Source organism: Aminobacter aminovorans, assembly GCF_900445235.1.
GTDB lineage: Bacteria > Pseudomonadota > Alphaproteobacteria > Rhizobiales > Rhizobiaceae > Aminobacter > Aminobacter aminovorans.
Map to the genome: position 1 here is coordinate 2,682,318 of NZ_UFSM01000001.1, position 14,348 is coordinate 2,696,665.

The following is a 14,348-nucleotide window of genomic DNA, read 5'->3' on the forward strand; positions in this document are numbered from 1 at the left end:
CCCATGGGCTTTCTCGCTCCGATCTTCGCCTCTATTGGCGGAGCGATAACCGGCGCCTTCAGTTGGCTCGGCGGCTCGACGATCCTTGCCGGCGTTGCACGCCTCGGGCTTGGCGTTGCGCTCAAGTATGCGTTGGGCGCCATCTTCCAGCCGAAGCAGCAGGCGCAGGCCGTCCAGCTGCAAACCTCCTATGGCGAGGACATGCCGCGCACGGTGGTGCTCGGCAAGGCCGGCACGGCGGGGCATCACATCTACCGCAACGCCTATGGCGAGGGGAACCGGCGCATACAGGACCTCTATGTCCTGTCGCACTTCCGCATCACCGGCGTGTCGCGAATTCGGGTTGAAGGCGAATGGCGCGTGACCGGTGGGGCTGAGAACCCGCATCCCGGCTTCCGTGTGCAAGGTGTCGACGGCGAGATATGGCAGAAGGTCCACCTTGGCACGATGGTGCAGGCTGCGGATGCCGGCCTGATCGCCAATGCCAATCCGCCGACACGCTGGACAGCCGACCATCGCGGCGCTGGCGTTGCCTATGCCGTCGTCACGCAGGTGCTGGACCGCGAGAAGCTGCAACAGCCGATCGCGGCGTTCTTCGAGGTCGAAGGCGCGCCGCTGTACGACTGGCGCAAGGATACGAGCGTCGGCGGCGATGGTTCGCACCGCTGGAATGATCAGTCGACCTGGGAGTTTTCAGAGAACCCGGTGCTGATGATGTACGCGCTGGAGCGCGGCTTCTACAACGGCACGGAATTGATGGTCGGCAAGGGTGTGCCTGCCTCGCGCCTGCCGCTTGGGCCTTGGACTGTTGCCGCCAACATCTGCGACGAGTTCGTGGGCGGTGGCCGGCGCTACAAGGCAGGGCTGATCGCTGCCGCCGGCAATGGCGTCACGCACGATGCCAACTTGCAGCCGCTGCTCGAGGCGTGCGCTGCAACATGGGTCGAGGATGCATCTGGCGAGTATCCGCTGGTCGGTGCCGAACAGGCTGTCGTTGCGACCTTCACCGACGACGACCTGATGATCGACGAGCCGTTCCGGTTCTCGAAGTATCGCACGCGGTCGGAACTGGTGAACACGGTTGCCGGTACCTGGCGTGATCCTGCCAGCTTCTATGAGACAGTGCCATTCGCGACCCGCATTGACCTCGTTGCACTTGCCGAGGATCGCGAGCGACTGGCCGCGTCGATCCCGTATGGCGCGGTGAACGACGCCAAGGTTGCCGACCGCCTGGCCGACATCGCGATCAAGGCCAGCCGCTATCAGGCCAACGGCGCAATCTGCCTGCATCCGAAGTTCCTCGATCGCATGCCGCCCGGTCGTTGGGTGAGGTGGAACTCGGCCAAGCATGGTGACCGTAAATTCCAGATCGGGCAGAAGCGCCTCGGTCCGCTCGGCCAGCAGGGCGCGCGGAACATCTACCTCGAGCTCCAGGAAGTCGGTGCGGGCATCTTCGACCCGACTGAGTATACGACGACACCGACGCTGCCGACCGCGCCCGGGGAGGGGCAGTATGCGTCGGTTGCGGCGAACTTCATTGCCGCCGGGGTGCAGACCATCGTTGCCGGCTCGCCCGAGCGCAAACCCGGCCTCCGCTTCACCTGGAATGCCTTCGACGACATCACTGTCGTTGCTGTCGAGATCGAGTATCGGCCGGTCGGTGCTGCCGACAGCATCATCAAGCGTGCCGACGTGCCGTTGCAGGTACTGGTTACGGGTGACGGCGTGTTGGCCGACGCGGATTATGAATATCGCCATCGGCTGGTCACGGCACCGGTTCGCACCACGTTCTGGACGGATTGGTCCGTTGTCAGCACGCCGGCGGCTGCACTGCCTTCCGTGTCGGTCGGGCTGGAGCAGGTCAAGACTGACATCTATCAGCTGTTCCGCACGCTGAGCCTTGGCCTCGACGATGCCTATGCCCGACTGGAGCAGATCGCGCTCGCCGCGTCCGATGCTGCCGGCGTCGTCACCGAACAGCATGCGGTCGCGGTTCGCTTCCGTGACGCCACCGCTGTTGCCATGTCTAGCCTTACGGCCTCGGTGGAAGAGGTCAATGGTCAGTTGGTCGCGTTCGCTGAATCACTGGATGCGGTCGAGACATCCGTCGGCGATCTATCGGCTGGGGGCTTGTGGCGCATGACGGCCCAGGCGGGCGCGGGCGATGTGGTAGCCCAGATTGTCATGCAGGTTCGGGCGACAACCGGCTCGGCCTGGGTGTCTGCGGCAACGATCTGGGAAGCCGGCTTCGTTGGCGGCAATCCCGCCATGCCCTTTTCCCGCTTCGTGGTGAAGGCTGATCAGTTCGTGGTGACGGACGGCACCAACGAGGGCCAGCCTCTGGTGTTCGAAAGCGGCGAGCTAAAGCTTCAGGTGGCGCGCATCGCCTTGGCTATTTTCGAGGAGCTTCGCTCGGCCAACGGCAAGCTAGTTCTCAAGGGCGCGGGTAGCGATGCCAGCATCGAGATTTTCGCATGACGCGCTGGTTCATGGGGTGGATTGACGGCGTGGGCCCGGTGCTGAGGGTCATGAAGAACGATACCGATGATCCACGCACGACGCCGTCAACGGACTGGCAGAAGTTCATCTTTGACAACACTCGCGCTCACAAGCTCGGCTACATCTACGACATCAGGGAGATCAACTACAGCCTGACGAAATGGCCCAGGCCGGCGGCGGATAACTCTACCGCCATCTATTACGAGCCGCCGGGCACCAACAACAGCACGGCGCTGGAGAAGATCTGGACTGTCCGCGACAACGGGTCCGTCACCGACGCCGGCCAGAACCACGTGATTTTCCCGGAGAAGCTGGGTTTCGCCTATACGCCAATCATCGAGGGTCGGGCGCAGACGGTGGCCGACAGTCGGTTCTTTGGCGCGACCAATTCCTACACACCCTCCGACATAGGTGGGGGTGGCGAAACCGGTTACGTGCAAGGCAGAATGGCGTTTACAGCCCAGTTTCGGGACTCGTCACTCGTTGCCACCTTCGGTGTCGAAACCCTGAGCAGGCGTGCGTATAGCCTCTATGGGTTTGGGGGCATCACCGGCGAGTATGTGAATGCTAGGCCGCTATCGCAGAACGGCGTCTATCGCGATTTGTTCGCTGTCCTGGAACTGCCTGCTGGCAATGAGGCAATGCCCTCCTTTGCCGGCACGCCGATCGAGGGGCAGAAGGTGCTGCAGATCAACCCAACGACCGTGCGCATGGCCTATCCCGGTCATGACGTTGCCGAAAGCGCGCACGAAGCCTTCGTCTTCAACGAGAGCCGCATTCCGGCGAAGCTGATCGGCGCCGGCGAGGTGCAGGTGAACTCCGGCGCCAACGTCAAGGTGCTCACCAAGCGACCTACTACCCTCGGCACATACATGGATTATATGGTCCGCCGCACCAGCGACGCCATGCACCATCCGGCTTACCTGCCCTCGGGCACTGCCAAGACGCTCAAGGTTCAGATGGAATACGTCATCGAGACGGACGGCGTCAGGATCTACAACACCGGCAATCCCGACATCGTCGTTCGCTACATGATCCTGGCCGACGACGATTCCGCGCCGACTTCGGGCGGTTCGAAAATCCTTCACAAGGACAATGACGGCACCGTCGACCTCATCCAGACTAAGCGGCCGGGCTCGTCAGACAGCGCGCCGGGGCTGAACGACATCATTCTCGATACCCGTCTGCCCTATGTGCCGATTGTCGACGAGGGCTGGCTTGCGGCCGGCGCTTTCACCGAGACGACTGACAGCCTGATCCTCGGCACCGCCAAGAAGACGATCAACTTCACGAATGATGGCTTTTTGCCGTTCGTGAAGTACATGGCGACATGGTCGGACGGCTCGATATCCGCCCCGGTCAACCGCATCCTGCGATCGTTCAACCTCGACCAAACCCCGAAGTGGGATAATGAGGTCGCCGGTTGCACGACCAACTGCCGCGTGAGCAGCAACAAGCTCGAGTTCTATCATGCCAGCGGGCGGCCGTGGCGGACTGAGGTCAAGTCTGGCGCCTTTGGCACATATGCTGACCCTATCTACGGCCCAAGCCTCGTAGGCATCCGCTGGTATCTCTTCGCCATCCCCCTCAGCCTCTAAGGGCAGATCATGACATCTCTGGTTTATTCGACCGGCACGGTTTCCGTGTCGAACGCCTCGGCTGTTGTCACAGGCACGGGCACGGCCTGGGCGCTGGCGCTGGTCACCGGCGGCATGTTCAGCTTCGCCGGCATGTCTGTGCCGATCCTGAGCGTCGAAAGCGACACGTCGCTGACGCTGGCCTATGCATGGCCGGGCACAACGGCCAGCGGCGCCTATGCCATCGCCCGCGAAACATCCGAGGCGGTGCGCGCTGCCTGGATCAATGACCGGCTGGCACGGCTGATGACAAAGCCGTGGGGCACAGGTGTCGTTCCCGACGGGCGGGGCACGCTGGCCGAGCGCGATGCGCTGAACCCGATGCCGACGGACAAATATTGCTGGCTGCGCGAAGAGCCCGGTTTCGACCCGACGCTCTACTTCAAGACGCCGTCGGGCTGGATCGGGCCGTATTCGCTGGTGGGTGAGCAGGGGCCGCCCGGCGTGGGCGAGGGCGGCTATGGGTTGCCGGCAGGGGGTACGACCGGGCAGGTTCCCGTTAAATCCAGCGGCGTGGATGGTGCCGTTGCTTGGGGCACAATCGACCAGGCGAGCGTAGACACGCAGTCAACGCTGGCTACGACGCGCGGCGATGCGGCGTATGCGATCCTCGCCACGGATCGTGCAGTTCTTCTTACGGCAGCACTTACTGCAGGCCGCATCTGGTCTCTGCCGGCGGCGAGCGCCTACAAGGCCGGGCGACGGCTTGTCGTGCGAGATGCCGTTGGCGGGGTCTCGTCGACCAACACGCTGACCATTCAACGGGCCGGAACCGACACGATCGACGGCGCGACGACCCTTGTGCTCGATACACCTTGGGAAGGCGCTGAGCTCGTTTCCAATGGAGCCGACGCCTGGTCCGTCATGGCGGTCAGCGCCGGTAACACCAAGGCACGTCGGCGCCGCAGCCTGGGCCTCGATGACACGACCGCCGCGCCGACTGTCGGCGACGCCTTCAAGTGGAATGGCACACTGTGGGTGCCGGCGAAGTCCCGCGAGGCGCTGACCGCCAATCGGACCTACTTTGTCCGCACTGACGGCTCGAACAGCAATGATGGCCGCACCAACACCGCCGGCGGAGCCTTCCTGACCAAACAGAAGGCTTATGAAACGCTGCTAACATTGGATCTCAATGGGTTTGACGTTACCGTTGCGGTGGCCGATGGCAGCTATACGGCGGGCATCCTGATATCCAAGAACTGGGTTGGTGGCACTGTTATATTCTCAGGGTCGACTTCGGCCATTGTGAGTATCGCGGGCAACCACGCCATCTTGACGACGGTGCCGCTGTCGAATGTCCTGTCGATTTCCGGGCTAAAGCTGCAAACTTCAGGTGCGGGGGACTGCATTCGCAACTCCGCCGGCGGGAAGGTCACCTTTTCCGGCACTGAGTTTGGCTCCTGTGCCGCAGCGCAGATAAACGCAGATGCAGTCGGTGCGCTAGTCGAGTGCACTGGGAATTATTCGATCTCTGGCGGGGCTGTGAACCATGCACAGGCCCGATATGGCGGCATGTTCAGGTGCACTGCACGCACGGTAACGCTAACAGGTACGCCAGCGTTTTCCGGTGCTTTCGTTCGTGCTGATCAAATTGGCAACGCACTGGTCAACGGCAACACCTACTCGGGCTCCGCGACCGGCAAACGCTACGACGCGGTCCTGAACGGCGTCATTCAGACTGGTGGAGCCGGGGCGAGTGCACTGCCAGGTGACGTTGCAGGAACCACGGCAACAGGAGGTCAGTATCAATGATCGATCCAATTGATATGTGGGTCTTTAAGCCGGAAAATTGGTTCTGGATTGTCAGCGGCGACGAAAGCCGCTTCTGGTCGAGTGCAGCCGGCGACTACGTGCCGACACTTCCCGACGGGGCTGGCATCACGCGCATTGCATCCGAACAAGAACTTGCCGCCGTGCTGGCGGTTCATGCGCTGCAGGGGCCTGTGGATCTGGTGCCCGATCGCGTCTCGCCGGCTCAGGCTGAGATTGCCCTTCATCGGCATGACGACGGCGTTCTGCTCGGCCAGGTCAATGCGCTGATCGACAGCTACCCGTATGAGCCGGTTCGTATCTGGTGGCGCAAGGCGACATTCATCTCGCGTGACCATCCATATCTGGCGGCGCTGGCCATCGAGCTTGGCCTGTCAGACGAAACGGTCGACGGGCTGTTCGTAGCCGCGGGAAAGATCAGTTAGACCAGATCGGGTTGTCGGTGCTCGGGGGCTATGTCAATAGTGACCAATGATCGGATCAAGTAACAGAATCTTCGGGTTAGACGTCTTGCGTGGCTTCGCTGCGGTTGCCGTCGCAGTTTATCACTGTATCGCCCTGTTGAGTCTGCATGCATGGGACGATCTCCCGGCGTTCACGAAGTACTTGTACATCGCCGTGCCCCTGTTCTTCGCAATCAGTGCCTTTTCTCTTTGCGTAGGGTACGATGGCCGTCTCGAAGGAGCGGCTGCCATCCGGCGGTTCTACACCAGGCGCTTTCTTCGTATTGCGCCTCTCTTTTACCTAATGATGGTGCTGTCTGTAGCTCGGCGTGCTTACGTCGGTTGGGGAGAACCCACGGTTCCCGACGTCTTTCTCAATCTCACCTTCCTGTTTCCTTTTGTCCCAGGCAAGCATGAAAGTCTTGTTCCGGCGGGGTGGTCGCTGGGCATCGAGATGCTGTTCTACATCTTGTTCCCAGTAGTGCTGGTCTTTGTGAGCAGTTTGAAGAGGGCGTTCGTCGCGATGGTCTTGGCGACGGCTGTGTCGTTCATCTCCAGCTATTGGCTGTTTGTGATGGATTGGTCGCCAACTTTTTTCTGGATGGCGCTGCCGGTGCAATTCGCGTTCTTCATCGGTGGGATGCTGCTCTACACCGCTTACCGTCGAATAGCGGGAGCCTCGGTTGAGCTTCAAACAGGGCTGGCGGTCGCAATACTTGGGGCCACTATAGTTGGCCTGTATTTGGGCGGCGCTTTCGGCATCTTCGAGTACCGATATAATGGCTGGGCAGTTGGCAGCTCAATCGTTGGTTTTGCCCTGCTTCCGTTGGTGCTCGGTTTTGCGCTGTACCCCGTTCCCTTCCTCGTAAACCGAGCAACGATCTATTTGGGCAAGGTTAGTTACGGGGTCTACCTCATCCATCCATTCATTATTCGTATCGTCGGCGAGCCTCTGCAACAGGCGCTTAGCGCCGCAGGGTGGAATGCATGGCAGGCGTCACCTGTCATCATTTTCGTGGTCCTGATCGTCACAATTCTGCTGGCTGGATTGAGCTTCCGTTGGTTGGAGGCGCCGTTCATGGCTCTAGCCAGTCGGAGGCGCAAGGCAGACCTGGTACGCGAAGTGACCGATGCTAGCCCTGCGCAGTAGCATTGTGGCGAATGGACCATTCCGCCGCAGCGGCTTCCCAATTGCCCCTTGCTCCGATCCATTCCCAGAAGCGGGCGAAATCCTCGCCACCGGTCTCTAAGCGAACGTGCATTGAATTGGTCTTGTCCCGAAGGAACGCTTGAATGTTGCTGGTGACCGTGTCGATCATGTCGCGAGCAACCGAGAGTTCGTCGGCATTGCCCGCTTCCATCAGGATCGCATTGCGGTAGCCTTTCATGATGCCGTGTGCACTTCTCGATACAAAGCTCTGCGCAACCGCCTCGGGATCGCGGGTCAGATGCACGTAGTGCGCACTGTCGCCTAACTGCGCATCAAGCCGCCCCAGTAGCCATGACAGCCGATTGTCGGCCTCGATATGCCGAGTCGGGTACGCAAGCCGTTCTTCGCCGACTAACCGCGACCTGGTTTCATGGCCAGACGTGAAATTGTCGATATGGGCACAGGCGCGTGCAAAGGTAGTTGAGCCGCAGCGCCCAGTGCAAAGCACAAAAATATTCATGCGTTCGATCTCCCTCAGCACTCCCTAGCTGCGAGGTCGCTTTGTTTCAACCGCTGGCCGACCTCGTCCCGCAAAGGACCTCAAACTCACGTCGATATCAACTGACGCATCTCGTCGGCTGAAGTCGTTCGCCTCCCTCAACCACATTCTTGCCAACTCAAATCTGCCCAGACAGGCCGAAAGGACACTAGCCATGGTCGCAAAGAACCAGAAGCAGGCACTGGCCAAGGTGCTTGTGCACGAGGGTGGTTATGTAAACCACCCGAAGGACCCCGGCGGCGCCACAAATCAGGGGGTCATCCAGCGGACCTATGATGCGTATCGAAAGGGCAAGAAGTTGCCCATTCGGTCCGTCAAGCAGATGACCCCGGTGGAGCGGGATGACATTTACGACCGGCAGTATTGGGACGCGGTCAAGGCGGATCAACTGCCGGCCGGCGTCGACTACGTGGTGTTCGACGGGGCCGTGAACTCGGGTCCGCAGCAATCCATCAAGTGGCTGCAGCGTGCGCTTCAGCCGGCCTATACGGGCCAGGTCGACGGGGTGATGGGCCTTGCAACACTCGCCGCTCTCAATGCCACCAACAACCATGACGCCCTTGTCGATCGCATCTGCGACCGCCGGCTGGCATTCCTCAAGGCGCTGCGGACCTGGCGCACATTCGGCAGAGGCTGGAAGGCAAGGATCGATGGTGTCCGATCCGTCGGCAAGGCATGGGCGAACGGGTCGGACGCGCAAACGTTCGGCTTCGTCGAGGGCGGGCAGGCAAAGGGTACGATCGAGGACGCGCGGAAAGCGCCCGGCAAAGGCCTCAGTGACGCGGCAACCGGCGGCGGCGTCGGCGCTGGCGGCATCGCCGGCGCGGTCCAGGGCCTGCAGGAACAGCTCACGCCGTTCTCGGCGGCTGGCGACTGGATCACGAACGTTGTCGTCATCCTTGCCGTTACCGGCGCGGTCCTGACCATCGGTGGCCTTGCCTATCGCTGGTATGCCAAGCGGCGCGAAGCCGAGATCAACGACGCGCTCGACCTGGTGACGTCATGATCATCCCCGGCATCAATTGGCTGTCGGCTGCGGCCGGCGCGCTCGTCGCCGGCGCGATCGCCTACCAGGTGGGGAGCTGGCGCGGCGCCAGTGCCGGATATGACAAGCATGTCGCGGAAATAGCCGCGGCATCACTCAAGGCGGAACTGGAAAGGAAGGGCGACGATGCCAAGCTTCAGGGGCTTTCTGATTTTGATCTGTGTGTGCTTGGGCTTCGCGGCAACGGGATGCCAGTCGACGCCTGCGACCAGCTGCGCGGGCTTCAGCAAGAATAATCTGTCGCCGGCCGGCACGGTGGCCCTGATCAAGGCAGATCGGGGCGCCTTTGAACGGGTTGCGGGCAACGACCGAAATGGCCAGCGGCAGGGGTGCTGGGAATGACCTTCGATTTCACGATCAACATTGGCACGATGGTTACACTGATCGTGGGGTTTGGGGCAGGCATTGCCGCGTGGGTCACCGCCTTGCACCGGATCGCAGGCCACGATGCTAAGCTTTCCGAAAACGCCGTGTCGCTGGCGACGGCGCATGAAGCGCATAAGCACCTTGCCGAAAGGGTGGAAACCATTCGGGCAAAGGGGGCGCAGGAGCTTGCCGATTTCAAGCTCGAGGTGGCGAAGAACTACGCCACCAATGCCGCCATCAAGGAAGTCGAAGAGCGGATCGTGGTGGCGATCGACCGGCTGGGCGATCGGCTCGACAAGATCATCGACCGACAAGACAACCCGGGCAGGGACCGGCGAAGCGCATAAGGCTGACCGCGCTAGAAGCTTGGCAGCTCCAGAGCGAACTGGATCGCAAGCTGGTCATCAGCGGGATCATCCTGGCAATCGTCGCCTTCATGATGGGCGGCGGCTTCAAACTGCCGTAACGGCAGAAGAATCGTGGTAGCCTGACAGCGTTCACACACTCCCATCCCTAGCCCCGCTGCCGAAAGGTGGTGGGGCTTTTTCTTATGGCTGCAAGCTTTCGCGCAGGGCGGCGGTCAACTCGTCTTCTGTTTTCAAACCGGAGGTGGTGAAAAGGCGCAGGAGTTTTGAGGCATGGCTCTCGCGCTCTTCGTCGGTGGCACCTGAAGGCAAGGTAGCCTCATACACCCGGGCGATTAGATCCAACTCACCTGGCGTGAATACACCGTAATCGGTGAGAACTTTTTGTAGCATTCACTTTCCCTCATTTGCGAGGGCTGCTGTACGCCCGCATTCGCAGAGGCAGCCTATCCGCGAGCGGATGAATTTCAAGGGGTGAGGATTTCCACCACTGTTGCATGCCGAAGCTTTTCTTCGCCGCGTAGATGCTTCGCCATGACCTTCAACACCGGTTGAACCGGCACCGCAGCCTTGTTACCGGCGCCGATGGGCGTCGCGAAGTGGCTTGTGTGCAGATATTCCAGCGCCTGCCACAGCTCGTCGCGCCTGGCCTGTGCGATAGCCGGAATGGCGCGGCCGACATAGTGAAGCGTAGTGTCGGTCTCCTCGGCCAGCAGCAGGGAGGGGGCGGCGCCGCGCTTTCGCTCATAGCCGATGACGACGAATTCGCCCGTCGTGTAGACCTTCGTCTTCTTCCAATCCGTGCTGTCGCCGCTGCGATAGATGCTGGCGCGGCGCTTCGAGACGACGCCTTCAAGGTCCAGGAGCTCGACCTCGGCAAAAAACTTCGCTCCGGATCCTTCGAAATGGTCGCTGAACTGAAGGCGCGATGACTGCCGGCGGTCGCCGAGCAGGTCGCGCAGCCGCTGCCGGCGATCGTCGCAGCGCTGCTTGCGAATGTCGTTGCCGTCGAGTCCGAGCAGGTCGAAGGCGTAGAAGACCAGGCTGGCGTTTTCCCATCTGATGGCGCTGGCAAGCTTCTTGAAATCAGAGCGGCCGGTTTGATCCTGCACCACCATCTCGCCGTCCAGAATGGCATCGCGCCTGACCAGGTCGCGCGCGTCCGAAAGCACTGTCTGGTACTTCGGCGACCAGTCGTGGCCATTGCGGGTAAAGGCGCGAGCCTTCCCGCCGCTCAGATGGATCTGCGTGCGGTAGCCGTCATATTTGATCTCATGCGTCCAGGCGTCGCCCTCAGGTGGCTTGTCGACCAGCGTCGGAATGCAGGGCGGGATGAAGACGCCGGCCGCCATCAGCGGCGAGGCCTCTTGCTGGTCTGGCCCAGCGAGACCTCTTGGGCGACCAGCAGCGCAGTCACGATCTGGTAGGACAGATTTCGCTCGTCGATAGCATCGGCCTGGCGCTTGGCCTCGGCGAGAAGCTTCATGATTTCATCGATCGTGGACATCGCAACCCCGCCGTCCATCATCACCGCGGCATCTTACCAGCAATGTAGATCCGGTTGTGGTGTTTGTTGCCGCACTGAGTGCAGCGAAGAAAATCGCTCGCAAAGCGCAGAAAACGGATCTGTGCGCGCCGTTCTAGCCTGGCTCGGTCGAACGGCCCCTTGTGACTGCAGCAGGCGCATCGTCCGCCCAAGACCCACCATTCGGCAATGTCGTCGAGCTTGATCTCGTAATAGGCCTTCCCGACGAGGGCCGAGCATTCCATTTCCATAGCGGCCTCCAGAGTGTGTGAGGTCGCCGCACGCGGAGGGATTTATTCCTGCCGGCTGGTCCGGTCAATTGACAGAACGCGCCGATGTTCATATTTCGTTCGCCCATGGCCGAGTGGACTGTTCAAAGATTGATCGATAAGCGCATGACAGTGACGGCGTACTGTCACAACTCGCGCTGCAATCACCACAAGGTGCTCGACCTGCTCGCCATACGCGACAAGCTCGGCCCGGATGCGCCGGCCATGGCCGATGATCTGACGCCAAAACTTCGCTGCGAAAAGTGCGGAGGGAAGGCAGTCGGGCTGATCTATTCCCCGCCAACGACGGACGTTAATCCCTATGCCCGGAATTCGAACGGCCACTGATCACCCGCACCAGGGTCGCTTGACCTTCGGCCTCCAGATCATCGCATGGCCCTCTGCCAGCAACACATTCTCAGCCAGCCGCCCATCCGATAGCCTGATGCGCACCAGTGGCCGGCGGGGGGAGGTCCTATCCCGCTGACCGGTGTCCTCGATCCTCAAGCCGGGATCTTGGATAAGCTCGGCCAGGCGCTTCTTCGCCTCTCTCCCAAGCATCCGCTCGCGCTCGCATTTGGCGCGGCCGATCTCGGGCGTGTCGATCCCTGTCTTGAACGGAACGCCGTCGCCGATCAGGCGCATGTTCTGGCCGTTGCAACGGATGGTGTCGCCGTCGACTGCGGTGAGGGTGGAACAGGAGAGGATGGTGGCGGCGAGGAGCCCAATCATTTAGGCGTGCGCTGGATAATCTCAAATGCCGATTTCAAATGAGTGCTCCCCCAAATCCGAGCCTCGAAATAGCCGCCTGCGAGGTTTCTCGGTGCGGGGAGTGTCGCGAATTCGCAAATGAAATCAAGGGCCGGTTTCCGCCCGCACTTTTGGGTAAGACGTTGAAAAATAAAGAAAGTGGCACAATTCTCGACCGCACCAGTCACTCCCAAGCGGAAATATCCGCTTCTCCGGCCAGACGCGCCGGCAGGCTAAAAAGCCGGAAGCTCCTCAATCATCAAATATATGCAGGGTGTTGGCGGCCTTTTTTAAGGCTCTGTCTGAACTGCTGCCGTCAGATCGGCCATCCACAAGCCGCCGTCATCATGATGTGGCGGCGCGTAGGCGCGGCCCGGCGGAATCGTTTCGAAGCGGGCGCCTGTTTCGTCGGCAAGATAGTCGTAGCCGATCGGCTGGTCGCGAAGCTGCGGATCGAGGTGATTGGAAAGATCGCGGCGCGCCGCACGCCTGACCGGGGCAATCATCTTGAGGTGATAGAGGTTCAGGTCGCAACGGCGCTCGAGATAGCGGCCGTCGCGCGGATACCAGCATGCATGCATGCCACGATCGGGCAATTCGGCAGCGTCAAAGGCCGGGAAGAGCCGGTAGCGGACCTTCTGGCCCCAGATGCCATCGACGCGGTAGGCGTCTGCCTCGTAGAGTTCGCGCAGGTTGAAGCCCCAGGCTGTCGGCTTGCGCGGGCGCAACAGCTTGCGGATGGCGGTAGCAGCACCGCTCTCGAAGCGCTCGTCCGGATCCATCGCCAGAATCCAGTCCGCGCCGGCCGTGCGTGCGGCGCCAATGAGGGTTCGCTGGCGCTCGAACTCGCTGCTGACGATCCCCGTGGAGGCGCGATCGTCCAATGCAACCCAGCCATCGACGATCGGATCGATGTTGGCGAGCAGGTCGGGCACCAGATGCGCATCGTAGCGGTAGCTGAAAACGGCAAGTACCGTCTGCGGGCGGCTGAAAAGACCGCGCCAGCCCCGTGGCTGCCGTTTGTTGATCTTGACGGTGATCATCGGCGCGTCTCGTGTCGGCTGAGCGGCGCGACGACCGATCTGTCCCTGTTGTCGGCAGCCATCAGCACGCCGGCAGCCTTGGCAAACAGGCTGAGCCGCAGGATGGGCATGGCCCGCAGTGTCTGGATCAGTTCGTCGCCTGAAAGCCCCGCCATGGCCAACTGGCGAGCAGGGCGGTGCTGGCGCAGCACGTCGCGGGCGATCTTGCGCAACGGCTTGCCGGAAAGCCGGTGCATTTCGCGGCCGTAATTGGTGCCGCGCTGATACTGGTCGACGAGCAAGCGCAAGATCCTCGTTTCGTTGAGGTGGACCGTTCTAATGTCGCCGTCCCAGGCCGGCTTGAGCTCGGCGGGCAGGCGCTGCAGGAATTCGCTGTCCTCGCCGGTCGCCATCGTCTCGTCGTAGAGGCCGTGGCCCCTGAACAGGCCGCGCTCGAAGGAGGCGCCATAGCGAATCGCCTGCTCCTCCGGCAATCCGGGCAGGCGGCGCATGAACAGACTGAGATGGGCGGCGCAAGCGACCAGATTTTGCGGCTTGCTGTTGATCACAGCACTGGCGACGACAGGCGCCCCGGCCTTATGGCGTGCAAGGCGGCGCTCGACCCAGCCGGGTGCGGCGCGGCAATCATCGGCGAGGAAGGCGACGTAGGGCGCCCTGGTTCGTTCGATGCCGCGGTTCCTGGCGGCGCCGACATAGAGGCGCTCTTCGAACTCGACGAAGGGGACGTCGAGACCGTTGCGGCGCAGCAGGGCGCCGACATCACCTCCGCCGGAATTGACGACGAGGATTTCGGTCGCCACCGATTGCCCGCTCAACGAGCGGACGGCACCGACGATTTCCGCCGGTGCCCGGTAGCCGATGACGATGGTGGCAAGTTCTGGGGCAGATTCTGGCTGTGACGACATTCAGTGCGCGCATGTTATCCAC

17 protein-coding genes are annotated in these 14,348 nt (G+C 61.5%); 9 read left to right on the forward strand and 8 right to left on the reverse strand.

Going from position 1 to position 14,348, the window contains the following annotated elements; genetic code table 11:
• The first annotated feature begins 3 nt into the window (after positions 1-3).
• From DY201_RS13190 to DY201_RS13210, 5 genes are read left to right on the forward strand one after another with little or no spacing between them, the layout of a single operon-like run.
• Positions 4-2,478: a phage tail protein gene (locus tag DY201_RS13190; protein ID WP_115731591.1), complete on the forward strand. Its 2,475-nt coding sequence runs from the start codon at positions 4-6 to the stop codon at positions 2,476-2,478.
• The gene (locus DY201_RS13195; protein ID WP_115731592.1) at positions 2,475-4,097 is read left to right on the forward strand and encodes a hypothetical protein; all 1,623 of its coding nucleotides are present in this window, start codon (positions 2,475-2,477) and stop codon (positions 4,095-4,097) included. Before DY201_RS13190 ends, DY201_RS13195 begins: the two co-directional genes overlap by 4 nt.
• Before the next feature lie 9 nt (positions 4,098-4,106).
• Complete coding sequence (locus DY201_RS13200; protein ID WP_115731593.1) at positions 4,107-5,888, forward strand: hypothetical protein; 1,782 nt, start codon at positions 4,107-4,109, stop codon at positions 5,886-5,888.
• A complete protein-coding gene (locus tag DY201_RS13205) occupies positions 5,885-6,331 on the forward strand; it encodes a hypothetical protein (RefSeq protein WP_131922302.1) in 447 nt (148 codons plus the stop codon). Before DY201_RS13200 ends, DY201_RS13205 begins: the two co-directional genes overlap by 4 nt.
• Before the next feature lie 46 nt (positions 6,332-6,377).
• Positions 6,378-7,499, forward strand: a complete 1,122-nt coding sequence (locus DY201_RS13210) for an acyltransferase family protein (protein ID WP_115731595.1) — start codon at positions 6,378-6,380, stop codon at positions 7,497-7,499.
• Here the strand turns inward: DY201_RS13210 and DY201_RS13215 are convergent.
• Positions 7,483-8,019, reverse strand: a complete 537-nt coding sequence (locus DY201_RS13215) for a hypothetical protein (RefSeq protein ID WP_115733769.1) — start codon at positions 8,017-8,019, stop codon at positions 7,483-7,485. The genes DY201_RS13210 and DY201_RS13215 overlap by 17 nt on opposite strands.
• Before the next feature lie 193 nt (positions 8,020-8,212).
• Between DY201_RS13215 and DY201_RS13220 the strand changes: the two genes are divergently transcribed.
• The 3 genes from DY201_RS13220 to DY201_RS13230 all read left to right on the forward strand — a co-directional run bounded on the left by DY201_RS13220 (position 8,213) and on the right by DY201_RS13230 (position 9,816).
• Positions 8,213-9,064, forward strand: a complete 852-nt coding sequence (locus tag DY201_RS13220) for a glycoside hydrolase family 108 protein (RefSeq protein ID WP_115731596.1) — start codon at positions 8,213-8,215, stop codon at positions 9,062-9,064.
• Positions 9,061-9,339 carry a hypothetical protein gene (locus DY201_RS13225; protein ID WP_115731597.1) on the forward strand — a complete coding sequence of 93 codons (279 nt, stop codon included), beginning with the start codon at positions 9,061-9,063 and terminating at the stop codon, positions 9,337-9,339. The genes DY201_RS13220 and DY201_RS13225 overlap by 4 nt, the downstream gene beginning before the upstream one ends.
• 102 nt (positions 9,340-9,441) lie before the next feature.
• The gene (locus DY201_RS13230; RefSeq protein WP_115731598.1) at positions 9,442-9,816 is read left to right on the forward strand and encodes a hypothetical protein; all 375 of its coding nucleotides are present in this window, start codon (positions 9,442-9,444) and stop codon (positions 9,814-9,816) included.
• 201 nt (positions 9,817-10,017) lie between these two features.
• Here DY201_RS13230 and DY201_RS13235 read toward each other — a convergent pair whose 3' ends face one another.
• From DY201_RS13235 to DY201_RS13245, 4 genes are all read right to left on the reverse strand, one after another.
• Complete coding sequence (locus DY201_RS13235) at positions 10,018-10,227, reverse strand: hypothetical protein (protein ID WP_115731599.1); 210 nt, start codon at positions 10,225-10,227, stop codon at positions 10,018-10,020.
• Positions 10,228-10,301: 74 nt separating this feature from the next.
• Positions 10,302-11,186 (reverse strand): non-homologous end-joining DNA ligase, encoded by an 885-nt coding sequence (ligD, locus tag DY201_RS13240; RefSeq protein WP_115731600.1) that lies wholly within the window; start codon positions 11,184-11,186, stop codon positions 10,302-10,304.
• Entirely contained in the window at positions 11,186-11,341 is a 156-nt protein-coding gene (locus DY201_RS29035; protein WP_165915883.1) for a hypothetical protein, read from the reverse strand. The genes ligD and DY201_RS29035 overlap by 1 nt, the downstream gene beginning before the upstream one ends.
• Before the next feature lie 20 nt (positions 11,342-11,361).
• Entirely contained in the window at positions 11,362-11,610 is a 249-nt protein-coding gene (locus tag DY201_RS13245) for a hypothetical protein (RefSeq protein WP_131922300.1), read from the reverse strand.
• An 84-nt stretch (positions 11,611-11,694) separates the two neighbouring features.
• On the opposite strand from DY201_RS13245, the gene DY201_RS13250 reads away from it, so the two are divergent.
• Positions 11,695-11,976 carry a hypothetical protein gene (locus DY201_RS13250; RefSeq protein ID WP_245431989.1) on the forward strand — a complete coding sequence of 94 codons (282 nt, stop codon included), beginning with the start codon at positions 11,695-11,697 and terminating at the stop codon, positions 11,974-11,976.
• On the opposite strand, the gene DY201_RS13255 is transcribed toward DY201_RS13250, so the two are convergent.
• The 3 genes from DY201_RS13255 to DY201_RS13265 all read right to left on the reverse strand — a co-directional run bounded on the left by DY201_RS13255 (position 11,977) and on the right by DY201_RS13265 (position 14,326).
• Positions 11,977-12,360 carry a thermonuclease family protein gene (locus DY201_RS13255; RefSeq protein ID WP_115731602.1) on the reverse strand — a complete coding sequence of 128 codons (384 nt, stop codon included), beginning with the start codon at positions 12,358-12,360 and terminating at the stop codon, positions 11,977-11,979. It lies immediately after the preceding gene.
• A 308-nt stretch (positions 12,361-12,668) separates the two neighbouring features.
• On the reverse strand, positions 12,669-13,421 hold the full coding sequence (locus DY201_RS13260) for a glycosyltransferase family protein (protein WP_115731603.1): 753 nt from the start codon (positions 13,419-13,421) through the stop codon (positions 12,669-12,671).
• Positions 13,418-14,326: a glycosyltransferase family 2 protein gene (locus DY201_RS13265; protein WP_115731604.1), complete on the reverse strand. Its 909-nt coding sequence runs from the start codon at positions 14,324-14,326 to the stop codon at positions 13,418-13,420. The genes DY201_RS13260 and DY201_RS13265 overlap by 4 nt, the downstream gene beginning before the upstream one ends.
• Positions 14,327-14,348: the final 22 nt, after the last annotated feature.